Genomic DNA, 20411 nt, shown 5'->3' on the forward strand with positions numbered 1-20411 from the left:
TGCTTCCTTCAGATTCCACTTCACAGTGGACACCCTTGCATTTAGCTAACACTTCCCACTGTAAAGGCGTGTTCGGGACTTGCACCCTAGAGTTACCGCCCATGCTGGGCACACTACAGCAATAGCTTTGAAGGAATTCAAAGCTATTGTTTTGTTTACACATACTGAAAACAATCCGCTACTTTTTCTTCGAAGTCGCAGTTGGTCGATTATTTCTGGACCACTCACTCCAAGAACCAACATACAATTTTGGGATTTCTAGACCTGCATAAGCAATTGCCAAAAGCGTATGGCAGGCTGTTACACCGGAACCACAATGAACGATAACATTTTTAGCTGCCTTATCTTCAAATTCTTTTAAATAATTATTCTTCAATTCTTCCGGTGATAAGAAAAACCCATTAGAATCTAAATTAGTGGTAAAAGGGATATTTATGGCACCCGGAATATGTCCTGCAACTAAATCGATAGGTTCTTTCTCCCCATTATATCGTTCTTCATCCCGCACATCTACAACCAGAAAATCCGTGTCTTGTGCTACTTTATCAATTTCGTAAATATCAGCTAACGGCAACAACCAATTTTCAATTTTATACGGTTCCTTTTTCAATGGGATTTCTATTTTTGAGTTTGTTGGAAATCCAGCTTTAATAGCCGCTTGAAATCCTCCATCCAACACCTGAACTTTCTGGTGCCCAGCAGAATTTAGCATCCACCAAAACCGCGCAGCTGCATTCGAACCATTTTTATCATCATAAACCACTACGTGACTCGTAGGCGTTATGCCAAGACTCATTAAAGTTTCAGAAAATTGTTCAAGTGTAGGCAAAGGATGCCTGCCTCCTATCGATACATCTGCGTTTATATTGGCTAACTGCGTGTTTAAATCAACATACAATGCACCATCTAAATGTTCGACATTATAATTTTCTTTAGCACCATTACCGTTACTGGCATCAATAAGAATTAACGCAATGTTATGGTTCAGTTTTATTAGTTCATCAGGCTTTATAATTGGTGAGATGTCTTGAGGCATATTTCTTAATTTTATAATTAGTGTCATATATCTTTATTCATAAACAGCTTAATTTATGACAGATACAAACTAGCAACAGCTTTTAAGTACTGCTAATTTATGTTATTATTTACAATCCTCAAAACAGCAATTAAATCCAAAAAAAAAACACTAGAGAAATTATTTACTCCATAAAAAAAGCCCACTAATGTGGGCTTTAAAGTTATCTTTTATTGAATAGCTGTCACATCCTTTATGTTTCAACTTTAGAATCATTATCTAAGCGCTTTCATCAAACTCAATTTTATCAGCACTATCTATTTTGTTCAATGGTTTCTCCATTGGCAATGTAAAATAAAAAGAGGAACCTTCTCCTTCTATACTTTCTACCCATATTTCCCCACCATTTTTTTCTAAAAACCCTTTCACTAATAATAATCCTATACCTGCACCTTTATTTTCTGTCCTTGCTTTTGAAAGTATATTCATTTGTGGCGTAAAAAGTTTGTCTTGGATTTCTTTAGACATACCAACACCGGAATCTTTTATCTGAACTATAATTTTATCATCTTTAATTTTTGCTGAAACCACAATTTTCCCTCCAGGTAGTGAATGCTTAATCGCATTAGAAACTATATTTTGGATAACGGAAAGTAACATTTTTCCATCAGCAAAGACTTTAGTATTCTCATCAATTTCATGATGAAGATTTATTGTATTTAAAGAAGCGGTATCATTTAAAGTATCAAAAACTTTTTGGACATACTGAACCAGTTCAATTTTTCTTGGAGAAAATACTTCCGCAGCATATTTTATTCTTGCCCACTCGACTAAGTAGTCTAACATGTTTAACTCATCAATTGAGGCTTTGTAAAGGAGCTCAAGCATTTCCTTAACTGTGCTTGGATCCATTCTTTCAAAATTTGATTTCAAATATCCTGTAGTAGCAATAATACTGGATAATGGACTTCTCAAATCATGCGAAAGTATGGCAAGAACACTTTCTTTATGCGTATTTAGATCTTCAAGGTCTTTTACATATTTTTTTATAGCATCTTCTGATTTCTTTCTTTCCGTTAAGTCGCGTAGGATTTTAACATATCCTAGCATCTCTCCATCTATCCCAGTAAGTGGAAAAACTAAACCATAAGCATAAAATTCACATTTGTCTTTACAAATATGCCATCTATTATCCGTTGCTCTTCCCTCTTTTAATGCAGTTTCAATTTCATTTTTAGGAATACCTTTTTTTATATCTTCCGCTGTAAAAATTATATCAAAATGTTTTCCAATAATTTCATCCGGTTCATAACCAAAAATTTTTGTTGCCCCTGAACTCCAGCTGTTTATTATAAATTCATTATCAATAGTAAAAATGGAGTAATCTTGTAAGCTGTCAATTATCTGGCTATAAAATTCGGCAGTTGGAATGTAATTACTTTTAAGAATTTTAGAATTAATTTGCTCGTTTTCCATTAAATTATGTAAATAATATTTAAAATTTTAAAACTTATTTTCGGTTGATTTATCTATATAATGCTTTCAAAGATACACAAAAAAAATACGATGAAAGTAAAACAAATAATACATCCCCAAAACCAGGAATGTATGGTCGAAAAGTTATTGCCTTAATTTCTTCGATTGTGAAATCCTAAATAACTTCTTTGATTTCACTGCGATACTATTCCCTTTTACAATATTCAAGCCAATAAATAAAACGGGCAATCCCACGAAAGTTTATCCCACAAAAAAAGCCTCGAATTTCTTCGAGGCTTTTACTTTCTGGGTGGATGACCGGGTTCGAACCGGCGACCCTCGGTACCACAAACCGATGCTCTAACCAGCTGAGCTACAACCACCATTTGCTTAGCGGTGGCAAATATACAACATAAGTTTACTTCTGCAAATAATTTTTTTAAAAAATTACAGCAAAATTATATCAAATCTGCTAAGCTATTGACTGCCAAATATCTTTCAACCGTAAAACCTTCCGCATAATCGACTCCTACAAGCCTTCCTAAATCCTGTGAACGGTAATTCAGGCTCTCAAAGAAGTTCTTACTCGTTATTGGGGATTCCGGTTCTTTGGAATTTGAATCATAAAACTGCGAACGATAAGCCAAAATAGATTCAATTTTCTTATCGGTAAAACCTGTAATATCGACAACAAAATCAGGTGCTATGTTTTTCCACTGAATGTAATGATACACTAATTTTGGTCTCCAGGCAACTTGATTTTCTCCATTAACTGTAGTTTCTATTTTTCGTAATCCCGATAAAAAACAAGCATCCGAAACCAATTTACTTCCCTTTCCATGATCGATATGACGGTCATCAATGGCATTACACAATACAATTTCGGGTTTATACTTGCGAATCATTTTTATGATTTCCAATTGGTGTTTTTCGTCATTTACAAAAAAACCATCACGCATTTCCAAATTTTCCCGTACCGAAACACCCAGAATTTTTGCGGCAGCATTTGCTTCCTCATCTCTAATTTCAGCCGAACCACGCGTTCCTAATTCACCACGGGTCAAATCAACGATTCCGACGGTTTTCCCTAAGGAGATTTCTTTTAGGATAGTTCCCGAACAACCTAATTCGACATCATCAGGATGCGCACCAAAAGCAAGTATGTCTAATTTCATATTTTTCATTATTACTATTCTTTTATCTGTTTCCTGTAAACTTTAATCTACAATACCTTTTTCATCGTCATTGATTTATTGATACTTTCGCTCCACTCTTTTTCCGGTACACTGTCTTTTGTGATGCCGCAACCCATATACAAATACGCCTTGGTCATTGCGAGTTCCGAAGCAACCTCAATTTGCATACAACGCAAATTTACAAACAAATCAGAGCTAACCGAATCTGTTGCAAAACTGCTGTTCAACTCCCCTAAAAAACCAGTATAAAAACTCCTGTCGTAATTTTCATTTTCTAAAATAAAAGCTTTAGATTGATCTTTTGGCAAACCACAAACTGCCGGCGTGGGATGCAATAAATTGATTACTTGCTGCAAACTGGAGTTCGAATTCAATACTCCCCAAATATCCGTTTTTATATGCCAAACGCTTCCCGCTTTGACGCTGTAGGGTTTGGTAACCGAAACTTCCAAAGCAACGCCTTGCAAGACTGAAACTATATAATCCGTAACATATTGCTGCTCTTCTTTCTCTTTTTTTTCCCAAACTATTTCCCCCGAGCCACTATCCTTTTGAGTTCCTGCCAAAGCCATTGTTTCAAATACATTCACATTGGCTTTTAATAATTGCTCGGGTGTAGCGCCGAACCAGATTCCTACTTTTGGATGATAAAAACAATACACAAAAGTAGCGGGATACAACCGAACCAACTTTTCGAATACTGTGGCCAAATCAAAATCAACCAAATCAACAGTTTCTTTTCGGGATACAACCACTTTCTTGAATTCGCCATTTTCAATGGCTTGAATTCCTTTGGCAACTAATCTTTCAAAATTATTTTTGGTTGCTTCATTTGGCTCCTTAAATTCCCTTTCAAGAACGTCACCTTTTTTTTTGTCCCAAATAACACCAACTATTTCAGACTGATTTTCAGGAATTAAATAGGTTTGATTGCCATCAAAAGAAGCAAAAACAAAGCCTTTTTCGCTAAAATCATTTACTTTATACAATTCATCATTCTGCTGAAAAAGTCCAATTATCATATCTGAATTGGGCTTGCAATACAATACAAAAGGTAAATTTTGCTCTAATTGATTTTTGGCTTTATCTAAAATTACGTCCATTATTTGTCTTCACTTTTTCTTTTTGGCAAAACCATATTCGTCAATTTACAAAGCGAAATCAAATTATCTTTTTCATCCGTAATCCGTATTTCCCAAAGATGAATGCTTCTCCCCTTGTGAACTATTCTTGCCGTTGCAGTTACAATTCCGTCTCGTTTTGCTTTCAAATGATTCGCTGATATTTCAATTCCGCGCACTTCACTGTGTTCTGAATTTACATACAACAACGATGCGGCACTTCCCACACTTTCGGCCAAAGCAACCGAAGCGCCTCCATGTAATAATCCAAAAGGTTGATGCACTGATGGATTTACCGGCATCGTAGCCACTAAATAATCTTCTCCTGCATCAGTATATTCAATATTCAGGGTTTGCATCAGTGTGTTTTTTGAAATTTGATTGCAATATTGAAGGATTTTTTCTTTGTCGAATGTCATATTTTTGGCTTTAAAAATGTAAAATTAAATAAAAGATGAGTTACAAAATAGCAAATGCAATTGTTATTCTAAATTCAAATTTGAAAATCGTTTCCAATCAAATAAGATTTTCCCTATTTTTACAAAAAAACTAACGAAATGCGTACCATAACTTTATTGTTTTTTATTGGAATATTGGTATCTGTTTGCGCTTGTCGTTCTGATTTTGAGACCGTAGCCAGCACGGGAGATTTGACCTTTTCGAAAGACACCATATACTTAGACACCGTTTTTACAAACATAGGTTCCAGCACGTACCGACTTAAAGTATACAATCACAGCAAAAATGACATCACCATTCCAACCATAAAATTAGGAAAAGGGTTGAGTTCTAAATATAGAATGACAGTCGATGGAATGCAGGGAACAAATGGAAAAATATTCAATAATGTGGATCTTCTAGCCAAAGACAGTTTGTATATTTTCATAGAAACCACCGCTAATATTGCCGATGCCAACCCAACTGACTTTCTATACACCGACCAAATTCAGTTTGATGGTGGTGAAAATTTGCAAAAAGTAGCATTAGTGACGCTCATTCAGGACGCTGTTTTTCTGTATCCAAAACGCTTTGCTGACGGAACCACAGAAACACTTCCCATTGGCGAAGAAAAAATTGATGGTTTTTATCTCGATGTAAATGATCCCGTAAATGGTAATGAATTGCAGTTCACCAATACAAAACCGTATGTTATTTATGGTTACGCCGCCGTTCCTTCTGGGAAAACGGTAACTTTTGATGCGGGTTCCAGAGTTCATTTTCATGCTAATTCCGGTCTTATCGTATCCAATAATGCGTCGATACATATAAATGGAGCCGCATCTACAACAGATAAATTGGAAAAAGAAGTCATTTTTGAAGGCGATCGTTTAGAACCCGAATATTCAGATGTTCCGGGACAATGGGGAACAATATGGCTTACGAATGGCAGCACCAATAATCAATTGAATCATGCTACGATCAAAAATGGAACTATAGGGTTACTGATTCAAAATAATGACGGAACGACTACCACTATAAAAAATACGCAAATCTATAATTCAGCTAATTATGGGATTTTGGCGCAGACCGCAAAAATAAATGGAGAAAATATGGTTATCAACAATGCAGGACAAGCCAGTTTAGCTTGCTCATATGGCGGGAATTATAACTTTACCCATTGTACGTTCAACAACAACTGGAATAGCTCGGAACAAGTGGCGGTTTTGGTGAGCAATTACATTTTGGGGGAAGTTCCGGAAGTAAAAGACTTGACCGAAGCAACATTCAATAATTGTATTATTTACGGTTCATACTCGAATGAAATGATTTTGAACAAAAAAACAGGCGCTACTTTTGTATACCAATTCAACAATTGTCTCCTAAAGTTTGACAATACATCCAATCAGTTTACGACTAATCCAGACTATCAATTTGAAACAGATGCAGCACATTACAAAGCAATTATTTTAAATAAAGACCCTAAATTCCTGAAGGTTTCCCTAAACAAATTCAATATTGACGAGACTTCCGCCGCTTTCGCAAAAGGGAATTCTACATATCTGATTCCGTTGGATATTATAGGAAACACGCGAACTTTACCTCCTGATTTAGGGGCATATCAAAACAAACCATTCCCTAAATAATTTTATTCTAACAAGGACTTTTTATGACGTACAGAGTCTTTTGAAACGCTTTTGGCATAAAAAAATCAATTTCCTTTTTTTTCTGATATGCCCTTATATTTCTTATATGGTCAACTCATTTAATATACTTTTCCACCATATAAGATATTGAAGAACATATAAGTTTGTAAAAAATCATGATTTCAAAGCATTAGAAAGTGTCAAAAAATAATTTGTGTTAATTCGTGACCCGAGCGATAGTGAACTGGCAAAGTAAATTCGGGTTATACTTTTCACTTGTTTAATTTTTCAAAGTCTTTGCTTTTCACATTTGCTCGTACTATTTATTTAAACTAAATTTGCATCGCAATACAACAAACTAAAAAACAATGATCCATTTCTTTGAAAACCAAAGCAAAACTGTTTTTGCAGTGCAAACGCAAAACGAAATTTCGGCTCAAGACATTTCAAAACTCAACTGGCTTTTTGCCAACTCCTATAAAATAGAAAAATCCGTGTTGACGGATTTTTTTGTTGGTCCTCGCGCCACTATGATAACGCCCTGGAGTACCAATGCAGTGGAAATCACCCAAAACATGGGAATTTCCGGAATCATCCGAATTGAAGAATTTCACAAAGCAACAGCTGATTTTTCTGATTTCGACCCTATGCTTTCGCAAAAATATGCCGAGTTAAATCAAGATATTTTCACTATCAACGTACTTCCGGAAGCTATTTTGGACATCGATGATATCGCTTCCTACAATAAAAAAGAAGGATTGTCTTTAAGTCCGGAAGAAGTAGAATACTTGGATAATTTAGCGATTAAATTAGGACGAAAACTAACGGATTCTGAAATTTTTGGTTTCTCACAAGCCAATTCGGAACACTGTCGCCACAAGATTTTCAACGGAAAATTTATAATTGATGGAGAAGAAAAAGAATCTTCTTTATTCAAATTAATCAAGAAAACATCTCAGGAAAACCCGAACGGTATTGTTTCGGCTTACAAAGATAACGTTGCTTTTGTAAAAGGGCCGCGTGTACAACAATTTGCTCCAAAAAGTGCTGATAAGCCTGATTTTTATGAAGTAAAAGAATTTGATTCGGTTATTTCATTAAAAGCAGAAACCCACAATTTCCCAACAACGGTAGAGCCTTTCAACGGAGCTGCAACAGGTTCTGGTGGAGAAATCCGTGACCGTTTAGCAGGTGGACAAGGTTCGTTGCCAATGGCAGGAACGGCAGTTTACATGACGTCATACTCTCGTTTAGAGGAAAACAGACCTTGGGAAAACGGTATGACCGAAAGAAAATGGTTGTATCAAACCCCAATGGATATTTTGATCAAAGCATCCAACGGAGCTTCTGATTTTGGAAATAAATTTGGACAACCATTAATTACAGGTTCTATTCTGACTTTCGAACACGAAGAAGACGCTCGCAAACTAGGTTTCGACAAAGTGATTATGCAGGCGGGTGGAATTGGTTACGGAAAATTAGATCAGGCAATTAAGAAAAAACCACAAACAGGTGATAAAATTGTTATCCTTGGTGGGGAAAATTACAGAATCGGAATGGGTGGAGCTGCAGTTTCTTCAGCAGACACAGGCGCTTTCAGTTCCGGAATTGAATTGAACGCAATCCAACGTTCGAACCCGGAAATGCAAAAACGTGCTGCCAATGCCATTCGTGGTTTGGTAGAAAGCGATATCAATCCAATTGTCTCTATTCACGATCACGGAGCTGGGGGGCATTTAAACTGTCTTTCGGAATTAGTGGAAGATACCGGTGGATTAATTGATTTAGATAAATTGCCTGTGGGAGACCCTACCCTTTCGGCAAAAGAAATAATTGGTAACGAATCCCAGGAAAGAATGGGATTGGTTATTGGTAAGGAAAATATCGATTTATTGCAAAAAATTGCCGACCGGGAACGTTCACCAATGTATCAAGTGGGAGATGTAACCGGAGATCACCGTTTTACTTTCGAATCAAAATCAACTGGCGCTAAACCAATGGATTTTGCCTTGGAAGACTTTTTTGGAAGTTCTCCAAAAGTGGTGATGACGGACAAAACTATTGAAAGAAACTATGCAGATTTAGAGTATACTGTGAAAAATATCTCCACGTATTTAGAGCAAGTACTTCAACTGGAAGCGGTTGCTTGTAAAGACTGGTTGACAAACAAAGTAGACCGTTGTGTGGGTGGTAAAGTTGCCAAACAACAATGTGCGGGTCCATTGCAATTGCCATTAAACAATTGTGGTGTAATGGCCTTAGATTACCAAGGAATAGAAGGAATTGCAACTTCGATTGGTCACTCTCCTGTTGCAGCATTAATTGATCCTGTTGCGGGAAGCAGAACGGCTATTGCAGAAGCATTGTCTAACATTGTTTGGGCTCCAATAAAAGATGGTTTAGATGGGATTTCCCTTTCGGCCAACTGGATGTGGGCCTGTAAAAACGAAGGGGAAGATGCGCGTTTGTATGCAGCAGTACAAGGTTGTTCCGATTTTGCAATCGAATTGGGAATCAATATTCCAACAGGAAAAGATTCACTTTCAATGAAACAAAAATATCCAAATGAAGAAGTAATTGCGCCGGGAACGGTAATTATTTCGGCAGGTGGAAATTGTACCGACATTAGAAAAGTAGTGGAGCCAGTTCTACAAAAATCCCGAGGCGTCGGGAGCGGTTCTATTTATTACATCAATTTGTCACAAGATGATTTCAAATTAGGCGGTTCCTCGTTTGCACAAACGTTGAATACCATTGGAAATGAAGTGCCAACCATTAAAGACGCTGCATTTTTCAAAAGAGCATTCAATACAATTCAAGAATTAATTTCAGCCAACAATATCCTTGCAGGACACGACATTGGAAGTGGTGGATTGATTACTACTTTGTTGGAAATGTGTTTTGCCGATGTGAATTTGGGAGCTAAAATAGATTTCTCTGTTTTCGAAGAAAAAGATATTATCAAATATCTTTTTGCTGAAAATATTGGAATTGTTTTCCAAGCAAAATCGGATGCTGAAGTGGAATCTAAATTAAACGCAACTAACGTTTCTTTCTATAAATTAGGAACTGCTACTAATGAAGCAACTTTGGATTTTGGTCCTTGCAAATTAGACATTGCTAAATACAGAGATGTTTGGTTCAAAACTTCGTTTTTATTAGACCAAAAACAATCGAAGAACGGAACGGCACAACAGCGTTTCGACAATTATAAAAATCAAGCTTTACACTATACTTTCCCTGCACATTTTACAGGAAAAAAACCAGTTATCGACAATTCTAAACCACGTCCAAAAGCAGCTATCATCCGTGAAAAAGGAAGTAACTCGGAGCGTGAAATGGCAAATGCGATGTACTTAGCCGGTTTTGATGTAAAAGACGTTCACATGACCGATTTGATTTCAGGTCGTGAAACGCTTGAAGATATTCAGTTTATCGGGGCTGTTGGTGGATTCTCCAATTCAGATGTTTTAGGTTCTGCCAAAGGTTGGGCCGGAGCATTTTTATACAATGAAAAGGCAAAAACAGCTTTAGATAATTTCTTTAAAAGAGAAGACACGTTGTCTGTTGGAATTTGTAATGGTTGCCAATTGTTCATGGAATTAGAAGTAATTAATCCCGAACATGAAGTACACGGAAAAATGTTGCATAACGAAAGTAACAAACACGAAAGTATTTTTACATCAGTAACCGTACAGGAAAACAATTCAGTGATGCTTTCTTCATTAGCAGGAAGTACACTTGGAGTTTGGGTTTCGCATGGAGAAGGGAAATTTAACTTACCAATGGGTGAAGAAAATTATAATATTGTTTCTAAATATGCCTATGAAGGCTATCCTGCTAATCCAAACGGTTCTCATTTTGATGTTGCGATGCTATGCGATAAAACAGGACGTCACTTGGTGATGATGCCTCACATTGAGCGTTCAACGTTCCAATGGAACTGGGCACATTATCCAAAAGACAGAGACGATGAAGTTTCGCCTTGGCATGAAGCTTTTGTCAATGCCAGAAAATGGATGGATAAAAAATAATCGAAAATTTATTTGAAATTTATAAAAGCGTTCGCCTTTGGTGAGCGCTTTTTTTGTTAGTAAATAAAAATTCACAATACTGAAATTTGAAAATTTCAGTATCATTCCCTACTAAAACCTCATTTATTTTTCTTTAAATTGTAAAAATAATTGTATTTTTAATAAAATTTTATGTTAAAAGCCTAAGACATGACCCAAGAATTACAAAAACTTCATTCGGTTTGGATTAGTACTCAAAAAAGAGCCAACGAGAATACTTTATTGCCACAAATAAAGTTTGACGAAATTGCCAGTTCAATAATAAGCACTGGTCCGTTTTATTTTTACATCATTGATTTTTATGACATGTCTTTATCTAACATTAGTCCAGCTATAACTGATATTCACGGATTTGACCCGGAAACCGTATGTTTTAATGATATTCTTGGAACAATACATCCTGACGATATTGACTTCATAGTAAAAGCCGAAGCTTCAATACTTAATTTTTTTTATACCACTATAGGTCCGGAAAAATTGACTAACTATAAAATGAATTACAGTTTTAGAAGTCGAATGAAAAATGGGGAGTATTGCATGCTCAATCATCAAGCCATTATACTTACTTTAGATCCAAAAGGCGGATTTGGAAAATCACTGAATATTCATACCAGAATCGATCATTTGACCAAAAATAATACCTATCAATATTCCATGATAGGGTTAAAGGGCGAACCCTCCTATATGAATATTGATGTTTTTGAAGATACCCAATCCTTTACAGAATTTTCAAAAAGAGAAATTGATATCATTAAGCTAATTGCAGAAGGTTTTGATAACAATGAAATTGCCAATACACTTTTTATCAGTGTTAATACCGTAAAACAGCATCGCAAAAATATTTTAAAGAAATCCAGCTCTAGAAATACTGCCCAATTAATTAGAAAAAGTACATTACAAGGCTTATTATAAATTCTTATAACAATTTTTATATTAGATTTTCTAAAAAGCATGCTCTTACTTTTAGCTATTCAATAAACATAAATAACCTACAATAATGAAATCCCTAAATTTACTATTTTTCACCCTATTTCTATCTGTAACGCATTCTTATGCCCAGAACGTAGAAAAAATTATTACCAAAGACGGAATCCATTATATTACCACAAACATAGATTATCCTATAACCGGCACTTATCTCTTTGAAGGCCTGACAGAACCTCTTGTACAATTAGCCCCTGATGGAACCGGTATTTTTCAATTGCATGATTTATCAAAAACAACTATCGTTTGGGGAATGGAATGTTTTGAAGATGGGACTCCAAAATACCAAAAAGGATTTAATTATGCGGTATACTCGCTTTGGTATAAAAGTAAAGAAGCAAATTCAGAAATAGACGCTAAAGAAGACTGGAGAAACTCCCATTTTTCAATCCATTTTCAAAAAAAGAAAATGTTCATCTTAGGAGAAAGAAGCAAAGACTATGTAGAGTAATCTATTAATTAGTAAATCCATGCACAAGTACTATTTTAACTTAAAATCAACCTTTTAATGTTAATTTAAAGAAAACGATTTCGTCAAATGAAATAATTCTGGTTTAATTTCTATTTAATTTTTTGAAAAATAATAATTATCATTAATTTTTAATTAATTTGCGATAAAATTCAACTTCAGAATAATGACTTCTATAACCAGACTTTTTGATTTCCCCTATTATCAGCAAGATAAATATACTTCAATTTCAGATGCTTTAACAACAAAGCAAAATGGGGTTTGGATAAAAACATCTACTCAAGAATACATCGCTAAAGCCAATGCTGTATCGAGAGCGCTCTTAAGAATGAACGTTCAAAAAGACGACAAAATTGCCATTATTTCTACTAATAATAGAACCGAATGGAACATTATGGATATTGGTGTTTTGCAAACTGGTGCGCAAACCGTTCCTATTTACCCAACAATTTCCGAAGATGATTATGAATATATCTTAAATCATTCTGGTGCTATTTATTGTTTTGTATCCGATGCAGAAGTGCTTCGAAAAGTAAATTTAATTCGGGATAAAATTCCTTACGTCAAAGAAGTCTATTCCTTCAACGAAATTGAAGGTTGTAAAAACTGGAATGAATTATTGATTCTTGGTGTAGATACAGGCAATCAAAGTGAAGTTGAAAATCGTAAAAACAACGTAAAAACGGAAGATTTAGCGACTATAATTTATACTTCGGGAACTACAGGAAAGCCAAAAGGAGTTATGCTTTCGCATAAAAATATTGTCTCTAACGTGTTGGACAGCGCCTCAAGAATTCCTTTTGAAGCCGGAAAAACCCGTGCCTTGAGCTTTCTTCCTGTTTGCCATATTTTTGAAAGAATGATTTTGTATTTATACCAATATTACGGAGTTTCAGTATATTTTGGCGAATCAATTGATAAAATCAGTGATAATATCAAAGAAGTAAAACCAACAGTAATCACAGCTGTTCCAAGACTTTTGGAGAAAGTATATGACAAAATTTACGCCAAAGGAACTGAATTAACAGGCATCAAAAAGAAACTATTCTTTTGGGCGATTGATTTAGGATTAATCTATGAGCCTTATGGCAAAAATGGTGCTTGGTATGAATTCCAACTTAAAATTGCCCGCAAACTGATTTTCAGCAAATGGAAAGAAGGTTTGGGTGGAAATCTTGATTTGATGGTTTCCGGAAGTGCCGCCTTACAACCCAGATTAGCCCGAATTTTTGCTGCTGCCGAAATTCCGGTGATGGAAGGCTACGGTTTGACGGAAACTTCTCCGGTAATCTCCGTTAATGATATGAGAAATCATGGTTTCAGAGTAGGAACTGTAGGCAAAGTAATTGATAATGTAGAAGTGTTAATTGCCGAAGACGGCGAAATCCTTTGTAAAGGACCAAACGTGATGATGGGCTATTACAAAGATGAAAAACTGACCAATGAAGTAATTACTGACGGCTATTTCCACACTGGTGATATTGGAATATTTGACAAAGACGGGTTTTTGAAAATTACGGATCGTAAAAAAGAAATGTTCAAAACATCCGGAGGAAAATATATTGCACCTCAATTAATTGAAAACACGATGAAACAGTCCCGTTTCATTGAGCAAATCATGGTGATTGGTGACGGACAGAAAATGCCCGCAGCTTTTATTCAGCCAAGTTTTGAATTTGTTAAAGAATGGGCCGTTATTCACGGAATTGATGTTGGAAAAAGCAACGAAGAAATAATATCGAACGAAAAAGTTATTGCACGAATTCAAGAAGAGATTGATTCCTTAAATGAAAAATTTGGTAGTTGGGAAAAAATCAAACGTTTTGAGCTAACTCCTGATTTATGGTCTATTGAAGGCGGACAATTGACTCCTACGCTAAAACTGAAACGAAAAATAGTGATGGATAAATACATCGATTTATTTCATAAAATCTACGGTTAGCATTTCATAAAATCCATATAGAACATGAAACTAAAAGTCCTAATTTGCTCCGTTATAAGCGTATTCTTTTTTTCTAATTGCCAAGAAAAGCCAAAGGAAGATTCCATAAAAGCAAATTATTTAGATTTCTCTAAAAGGGACGACCAACTTACTGGCGGTATCAAAATGATTCCGATTAAAACACCAAAAGGCACTTTCAACGTTTGGACAAAACGAGTGGGCAACAATCCGAAAATAAAAGTGTTGCTCTTGCACGGCGGACCTGGATTGACGCATGAATTATACGAATCTTTTGACGGGTATTTCCCTAACGAAAGCATTGAATATATTTATTACGACCAATTGGGTTCCTATTACAGCGACCAACCCAATGACAACAGCTTGTGGACCAATGCCCGTTTTGTGGAGGAAGTCGAGCAAGTGCGCATTGCATTAGATTTAGACAGTTCCAACTTTTACCTGATGGGACAATCTTGGGGTGGAATTCTCGCTATGGAATACGCTTTGAAATACCAAAAAAATCTAAAAGGCTTGATTATCTCCAATATGATGGCGAGCGCAGCGGAATATAATGCCTACGCAAAAGACGTTCTCGCACCACAAATGGATCCGAAAATTCTAAAACAATTGCAGGATATTGAGAAGAACAATGATTTTGATAATCCAAAATACAGCGAATTACTATTCAAATATTACTACACGGAACATATTTTAAGAATGCCACTAGAGAAATGGCCGGAATCCATCAACAGATGTTTCAAGCACATCAATCCTAATGTATATGTGTATATGCAAGGCCATAGTGAATTTGGCATCACTGGAAACGCAACACTAAAAAATTGGGATGTCAAAGCTAGACTAAAAACCCTGACGGTTCCTACACTGAGTATTGGTTCAAAATACGACACGATGGATCCCGAACACATGAAATGGATTGCCCACGAAGTGCAAAACGGACGTTTTTTGTTTTGTCCTAACGGAAGCCACCTCTCGCAATACGATGATCCCAAAACCTATTTCCCAGGCGTAATCAAGTTCTTGAAAGATGTGGATAATGGGGAGTTTAAGAAAGGGTAAACTTTATTAGAAATAATCATAAACTGATCAAGAGCTGATGTTTTTTTAAATCTAAAACAAGAACATTTCCAAATTTTTCACATTCATTTGTTATTTAACACTTTAGCCGTTGTTTTGTTATTTTTTAATACCTTTATTATGTTAACCAATAAAACCAAACATTATGAATGTGAAAAATTTTTTAGTTTCAGGTATTGTAGGCGGTATAACCTACTTCCTTTTAGGATGGTTGTTGTATGGAATTCTATTTAAAGATGCATTTCAGACCACTGGAAATGAAAACATGCTATTCATATTTTTAGGATGCATGACTTTTGGATTTTTCGTCTCTTACATCTTTATAAAATGGGCAGGGATTTCAAATGTAGTTACTGGTTTTATGTCCGGCGCAGTCATTGGATTGTTTTTTGGCCTTTACAGTAATTTCTTTATGAATTCTATGACAAGCGAAATCAATTATCAAACCATGGGGTTAGATATTGTAATCACTATCGTAATGTCAGCATTAGTTGGTGCCACAATTGCACTTGTTAATGGGAAACTAAAATAAAATATAAAAACGCACAAAAAACTCCTCACAAAATGAGGAGTTTTTTGGTTTAAACAAAAAATCACAAAAAAATAATCAAACTTATTATGCATGCATAGTATTTTTTTATTATATTTGAAATCGATATAGTTAGAGATATGAAAGATAAAACAATAGATTATATTTTAAGAGCGACTTGGCAAGCAGTCTCCAGAATGTACAATGAAGAAGCTTCCAAGTATGGTGCAACCATGGCAACAGGTTTTACCCTGCTGAGTATGGATAAAGAAAAAGGCACACCTTCTACCGCCTTAGGTCCAAAAATGGGTATGGAAGCGACAAGTCTGACCAGAACCTTAAAATCAATGGAAGATAAAGGTTTAATTATCCGGAAGAAAAATCCTTATGATGGTCGCGGCGTTTTGATTTACCTGACCGATTTTGGTAAAGAGAAAAGAGAATTATCAAAAAATACCGTTTTGAAATTCAATGAAACCGTGAGAAACCACATTTCTGAAGAGAAACTGCAGCATTTTATTGAAGTGGCCGAAACGATCAATGAATTAATTCAAGATAAAAATATATTTAATCAACAAGAAAACAGTAATGATGACATCGCCAAGATTCAAAAACATTAAAATTAATGCAGCATGGCGATAGCATATTCCTAAAAAAATAAATAAAAACTACGTATGAAATCGCCACGATTCAAAAAAATAATCAATAATTAAAAATGGCGATACCATATTCCTTTAAAAAACAAATAATAACTACGTATGAAACGCACAATTAAAAAAGTTGCAGTAATTGGGTCCGGAATTATGGGCTCAGGAATTGCTTGCCATTTTGCCAACATTGGAGTTGAAGTTTTACTTTTGGACATTATTCCAAGAGAACTCACCGAAGCTGAAACTAAAAAAGGCCTTACTTTAGAAAGCAAAATTGTCAGAAACCGATTGGTGAATGAGCATTTGACCAATTCTTTAAAATCGAAACCATCCCCTATTTACAATCAGAAATTTGCCAGCAGAATCACTACGGGAAATACGACTGATGACATGGCGAAAATCGCTGCTGTTGATTGGATTATTGAAGTGGTGGTGGAACGTTTAGACATTAAAAAATTAGTTTTTGAACAAATTGAAAAATTCAGAAAACCGGGAACTTTAGTTACTTCAAATACCTCGGGAATTCCAATTCACTTTATGAATGAAGGAAGAAGTGACGATTTCCAAAAGCATTTCTGTGGGACACACTTTTTTAACCCTGCGCGTTATTTAAAATTATTCGAAATCATTCCTGGTCCGCAAACTTCAACTGAAGTTTTAGATTTTCTCACTATATATGGGGAGAAATTTTTAGGCAAAACTTCGGTCGTTGCCAAAGATACTCCGGCGTTTATTGGTAACCGAATCGGGATTTACGGGATTCAGAGTTTGTTTCATTTGGTAAAAGAAATGGGATTGACAATTGAAGAAGTGGATAAATTGACTGGTCCAGTTATTGGTCGTCCAAAATCGGCTACTTTCAGAACGGTTGACGTAGTTGGATTGGATACTTTGGTACATGTTGCCAACGGAATTTATGAAAACTGCCCAAATGACGAACAACATGATTTGTTTAAACTACCGGATTTTGTCAACAAAATGATGGAGAAGCAATGGTTTGGAAGCAAAACAGGTCAAGGTTTTTATAAAAAAATCGACAAGGATATTTTGTCTTTGGATTTAGATACTTTGGAATACCGTCCGGCTAAAAAAGCTTCATTTGCGACATTAGAACTTACAAAAACGATTGATAAACCTATTGACCGTTTCAAAGTTTTGGTAAAAGGAAAAGACAAAGCGGGAGAATTCTACAGAAAAAGTTTTGCAGGAATGTTTGCTTATGTATCCAACAGAATTCCTGAAATCACAGATGAATTATATAAAATTGATGATGCCATGAAAGCCGGTTTTGGATGGGAAAATGGTCCTTTCGAAATTTGGGATGCCATTGGTGTCGAAAAAGGAATCGAAATCATGAAAGCCGAAGGTTTAGCGCCAGCTGCTTGGGTGAATGATATGTTGGCTTCAGAAAGTTCTAGTTTCTATACTATTAAAGAAGGAGCTACTTTTTTCTATAACATTCCAACCAAATCGCAAGCTAAAGTTCCTGGTCAGGATGCCTTTATCATCTTGAACAACATACGCGAAAGCAAAAAAGTATGGAGCAATAGTGGAGCGATTATACAAGATTTAGGAGATGGAATTTTGAATTTAGAATTCCAGTCTAAAATGAATACGATTGGTGGCGATGTTTTGGCAGCTATCAATAAAGCAATCGACTTATCTGAAAAAGAATACCAAGGTTTGGTTATTGGAAATCAAGCAGCGAATTTCTCTGTTGGTGCCAATATCGGAATGATATTCATGATGGCAGTCGAGCAAGAATACGATGAGCTGAACATGGCCATCAAAATGTTCCAAGAAACGATGATGCGTGTGCGCTATTCTGGAATTCCTGTTGTGGTTGCGCCACACGGAATGACTTTTGGCGGTGGTTGCGAAATGAGTTTGCATGCGGATAAAGTAGTTGCTGCAGCCGAAACGTATATGGGATTAGTGGAGTTTGGTGTTGGAGTAATTCCTGGCGGTGGCGGATCGAAAGAAATGGCATTGCGTGCATCCGATTTATTCCACAAAAACGATGTGGAGTTGAACGTATTGCAAGAATATTTCTTGACAATCGCTATGGCAAAAGTCTCTACTTCAGGTTATGAAGCTTTTGATACCGGACTTTTACAACAAGGAAAAGATATCATCGTAGTGAATAAAGACCGTCAGATTGCGGAAGCAAAAAAACACGCTTTACTAATGGCAGAAGCCGGTTACACACAACCAATACGCAGAAGCGATGTAAAAGTTCTTGGAAAACAAGCCTTAGGAATGTTCCTTGTTGGAACCGACCAAATGCAAGCCGGAAAATACATATCAGAACACGATAAGAAAATCGCTAACAAACTGGCGTATGTTATGGCCGGTGGTGATTTATCAGAACCAACTTTAGTAACCGAACAATATTTATTGGATTTGGAACGTGAAGCTTTCTTGTCATTGTGTACGGAAAGAAAAACATTGGAGAGAATTCAGTTTATGTTGACCAAAGGGAAACCGTTGAGAAATTAATTTTTAATTATAAATTATGAATTATAAATTATGAATGAGCTTCATTTAAAATTTATAATTCAAAATTCAAAATAATAATCATGAAAACAGCCTATATAGTTAAAGCATACAGAACCGCCGTGGGGAAAGCCCCAAAAGGTGTGTTCAGATTTAAACGTCCAGATGAATTGGCAGCAGAAACGATTCAGTTTATGATGAATGAGTTGCCTGATTTCGACAAAAAACGTATTGATGACGTCATGGTAGGAAATGCCATGCCAGAAGCAGAACAAGGATTAAACGTGGGACGATTAATCTCTTTGATGGGATTAAAAATCGAGGACGTTCCTGGTGTAACTGTTAATCGTTATTGTGCGTCAGGATTAGAAACAATCGGAATGGCAACAGCCAAAATCCAATCAGGAATGGCGGATTGTATCATTGCTGGTGGTGCCGAAAGCATGAGTTTTATTCCAATGGGAGGTTACAAACCGACTCCGGATTATGCTGTTGCAAAAGCTGGAAACGAAGATTACTATTGGGGAATGGGGCTAACTGCGGAAGCCGTTGCCAAACAATTCAATGTATCTCGTGCCGACCAAGATGAGTTTGCTTATAACTCCCATATGAAAGCCCTAAAAGCGCAAGCCGAAGGTAGATTTGATAAGCAAATTGTCCCTATTACGGTGGAACAAACCTTTATCAATGAGAATGGCAAGAAAGAAACTAAATCGTATGTCGTAAATAAAGATGAAGGACCTAGAGCCGGAACTTCAGTAGAAGCTTTGGCAGGTTTAAGACCCGTTTTTGAAGCGAACGGAAGCGTTACTGCAGGGAATTCTTCTCAAATGAGTGATGGAGCAGCATTTGTTCTAATCATGAGCGAAGAAATGGTAAAAGAATTGAACCTTACTCCTATCGCCCGTTTGGTAAACTTCGCTTCGGCAGGAGTGGAACCAAGAATCATGGGAATTGGACCGGTAAAAGCGATTCCAAAAGCATTGAAACAAGCCGGATTAACCTTGAATGATATTGATTTAATCGAATTAAACGAAGCTTTTGCATCACAAGCATTGGCAGTTACTCGTGAGTTAAACCTAAATCCTGACATCATCAATGTCAATGGTGGAGCAATCGCATTAGGACACCCGCTGGGTTGTACAGGTGCTAAACTTTCTGTTCAATTATTTGACGAAATGAGACACAGAGGAAGTAAATACGGAATTGTGAGTATGTGTGTGGGAACTGGACAAGGTTCTGCAGGAATTTACGAACTTTTGTAGTCAAAGATTTCCATCC

The 20411-nt window shown here is 36.1% G+C and carries 15 protein-coding genes and 1 tRNA gene; 10 read left to right on the forward strand and 6 right to left on the reverse strand.

From position 1 onward, the window contains the following. Positions 1-178: 178 nt before the first annotated feature. The 6 genes from ACM55F_RS08650 to ACM55F_RS08675 form a co-directional block, all read right to left on the reverse strand. Entirely contained in the window at positions 179-1063 is an 885-nt protein-coding gene (locus ACM55F_RS08650; protein ID WP_416853404.1) for a sulfurtransferase, read from the reverse strand. A 231-nt stretch (positions 1064-1294) separates the two neighbouring features. Next, positions 1295-2491: a PAS domain-containing sensor histidine kinase gene (locus tag ACM55F_RS08655; RefSeq protein ID WP_416853405.1), complete on the reverse strand. Its 1197-nt coding sequence runs from the start codon at positions 2489-2491 to the stop codon at positions 1295-1297. Positions 2492-2800: 309 nt separating this feature from the next. Beyond that, positions 2801-2874, reverse strand: a tRNA-His gene (locus ACM55F_RS08660). A gap of 75 nt (positions 2875-2949) precedes the next feature. Beyond that, positions 2950-3666: a bacillithiol biosynthesis deacetylase BshB1 gene (gene bshB1 / locus ACM55F_RS08665; protein WP_416853406.1), complete on the reverse strand. Its 717-nt coding sequence runs from the start codon at positions 3664-3666 to the stop codon at positions 2950-2952. Positions 3667-3713: 47 nt separating this feature from the next. Then, positions 3714-4790 carry a chorismate-binding protein gene (locus ACM55F_RS08670; protein ID WP_416853407.1) on the reverse strand — a complete coding sequence of 359 codons (1077 nt, stop codon included), beginning with the start codon at positions 4788-4790 and terminating at the stop codon, positions 3714-3716. Continuing rightward, positions 4790-5227, reverse strand: a complete 438-nt coding sequence (locus tag ACM55F_RS08675; RefSeq protein ID WP_416850524.1) for a PaaI family thioesterase — start codon at positions 5225-5227, stop codon at positions 4790-4792. Before ACM55F_RS08675 ends, ACM55F_RS08670 begins: the two co-directional genes overlap by 1 nt. Positions 5228-5365: 138 nt before the next feature. On the opposite strand from ACM55F_RS08675, the gene ACM55F_RS08680 reads away from it, so the two are divergent. From ACM55F_RS08680 to ACM55F_RS08725, 10 genes are all read left to right on the forward strand, one after another. Then, positions 5366-6892 carry a hypothetical protein gene (locus ACM55F_RS08680; protein ID WP_416853408.1) on the forward strand — a complete coding sequence of 509 codons (1527 nt, stop codon included), beginning with the start codon at positions 5366-5368 and terminating at the stop codon, positions 6890-6892. A 368-nt stretch (positions 6893-7260) separates the two neighbouring features. Further along, on the forward strand, positions 7261-10926 hold the full coding sequence (purL, locus tag ACM55F_RS08685; RefSeq protein ID WP_416853409.1) for a phosphoribosylformylglycinamidine synthase: 3666 nt from the start codon (positions 7261-7263) through the stop codon (positions 10924-10926). Positions 10927-11115: 189 nt separating this feature from the next. Beyond that, entirely contained in the window at positions 11116-11877 is a 762-nt protein-coding gene (locus ACM55F_RS08690) for a LuxR C-terminal-related transcriptional regulator (protein ID WP_416853410.1), read from the forward strand. Between the two features lie 85 nt (positions 11878-11962). Then, the gene (locus ACM55F_RS08695) at positions 11963-12400 is read left to right on the forward strand and encodes a hypothetical protein (RefSeq protein WP_416853411.1); all 438 of its coding nucleotides are present in this window, start codon (positions 11963-11965) and stop codon (positions 12398-12400) included. A 184-nt stretch (positions 12401-12584) separates the two neighbouring features. Continuing rightward, a complete protein-coding gene (locus tag ACM55F_RS08700) occupies positions 12585-14360 on the forward strand; it encodes an AMP-dependent synthetase/ligase (RefSeq protein ID WP_416853412.1) in 1776 nt (591 codons plus the stop codon). A 24-nt stretch (positions 14361-14384) separates the two neighbouring features. Beyond that, a complete protein-coding gene (locus ACM55F_RS08705) occupies positions 14385-15437 on the forward strand; it encodes a proline iminopeptidase-family hydrolase (RefSeq protein WP_416853413.1) in 1053 nt (350 codons plus the stop codon). Positions 15438-15600: 163 nt separating this feature from the next. Then, positions 15601-15987, forward strand: a complete 387-nt coding sequence (locus ACM55F_RS08710; protein WP_416853414.1) for a hypothetical protein — start codon at positions 15601-15603, stop codon at positions 15985-15987. 137 nt (positions 15988-16124) lie between these two features. Next, positions 16125-16604 (forward strand): MarR family winged helix-turn-helix transcriptional regulator, encoded by a 480-nt coding sequence (locus tag ACM55F_RS08715; protein ID WP_416853415.1) that lies wholly within the window; start codon positions 16125-16127, stop codon positions 16602-16604. Between the two features lie 138 nt (positions 16605-16742). After that, positions 16743-19133, forward strand: a complete 2391-nt coding sequence (locus ACM55F_RS08720) for a 3-hydroxyacyl-CoA dehydrogenase/enoyl-CoA hydratase family protein (protein WP_416853416.1) — start codon at positions 16743-16745, stop codon at positions 19131-19133. Positions 19134-19213: 80 nt separating this feature from the next. Then, entirely contained in the window at positions 19214-20395 is a 1182-nt protein-coding gene (locus tag ACM55F_RS08725; RefSeq protein WP_416853417.1) for an acetyl-CoA C-acyltransferase, read from the forward strand. The last annotated feature ends 16 nt before the right edge of the window (positions 20396-20411 follow it).

Origin of the sequence: Flavobacterium melibiosi, from assembly GCF_048158545.1 — a bacterium.
In the GTDB taxonomy this organism is placed as follows: domain Bacteria; phylum Bacteroidota; class Bacteroidia; order Flavobacteriales; family Flavobacteriaceae; genus Flavobacterium; species Flavobacterium melibiosi.

Coding starts and splice junctions, on each gene's coding strand:
- ACM55F_RS08650 (WP_416853404.1), bottom strand. CDS start 1,063: ATGACACTAATTATAAAATTAAGAAATATGCCTCAAGACATCTCACCA.
- ACM55F_RS08655 (WP_416853405.1), bottom strand. CDS start 2,491: ATGGAAAACGAGCAAATTAATTCTAAAATTCTTAAAAGTAATTACATT.
- bshB1 (WP_416853406.1), bottom strand. CDS start 3,666: ATGAAATTAGACATACTTGCTTTTGGTGCGCATCCTGATGATGTCGAA.
- ACM55F_RS08670 (WP_416853407.1), bottom strand. CDS start 4,790: ATGGACGTAATTTTAGATAAAGCCAAAAATCAATTAGAGCAAAATTTA.
- ACM55F_RS08675 (WP_416850524.1), bottom strand. CDS start 5,227: ATGACATTCGACAAAGAAAAAATCCTTCAATATTGCAATCAAATTTCA.
- ACM55F_RS08680 (WP_416853408.1), top strand. CDS start 5,366: ATGCGTACCATAACTTTATTGTTTTTTATTGGAATATTGGTATCTGTT.
- purL (WP_416853409.1), top strand. CDS start 7,261: ATGATCCATTTCTTTGAAAACCAAAGCAAAACTGTTTTTGCAGTGCAA.
- ACM55F_RS08690 (WP_416853410.1), top strand. CDS start 11,116: ATGACCCAAGAATTACAAAAACTTCATTCGGTTTGGATTAGTACTCAA.
- ACM55F_RS08695 (WP_416853411.1), top strand. CDS start 11,963: ATGAAATCCCTAAATTTACTATTTTTCACCCTATTTCTATCTGTAACG.
- ACM55F_RS08700 (WP_416853412.1), top strand. CDS start 12,585: ATGACTTCTATAACCAGACTTTTTGATTTCCCCTATTATCAGCAAGAT.
- ACM55F_RS08705 (WP_416853413.1), top strand. CDS start 14,385: ATGAAACTAAAAGTCCTAATTTGCTCCGTTATAAGCGTATTCTTTTTT.
- ACM55F_RS08710 (WP_416853414.1), top strand. CDS start 15,601: ATGAATGTGAAAAATTTTTTAGTTTCAGGTATTGTAGGCGGTATAACC.
- ACM55F_RS08715 (WP_416853415.1), top strand. CDS start 16,125: ATGAAAGATAAAACAATAGATTATATTTTAAGAGCGACTTGGCAAGCA.
- ACM55F_RS08720 (WP_416853416.1), top strand. CDS start 16,743: ATGAAACGCACAATTAAAAAAGTTGCAGTAATTGGGTCCGGAATTATG.
- ACM55F_RS08725 (WP_416853417.1), top strand. CDS start 19,214: ATGAAAACAGCCTATATAGTTAAAGCATACAGAACCGCCGTGGGGAAA.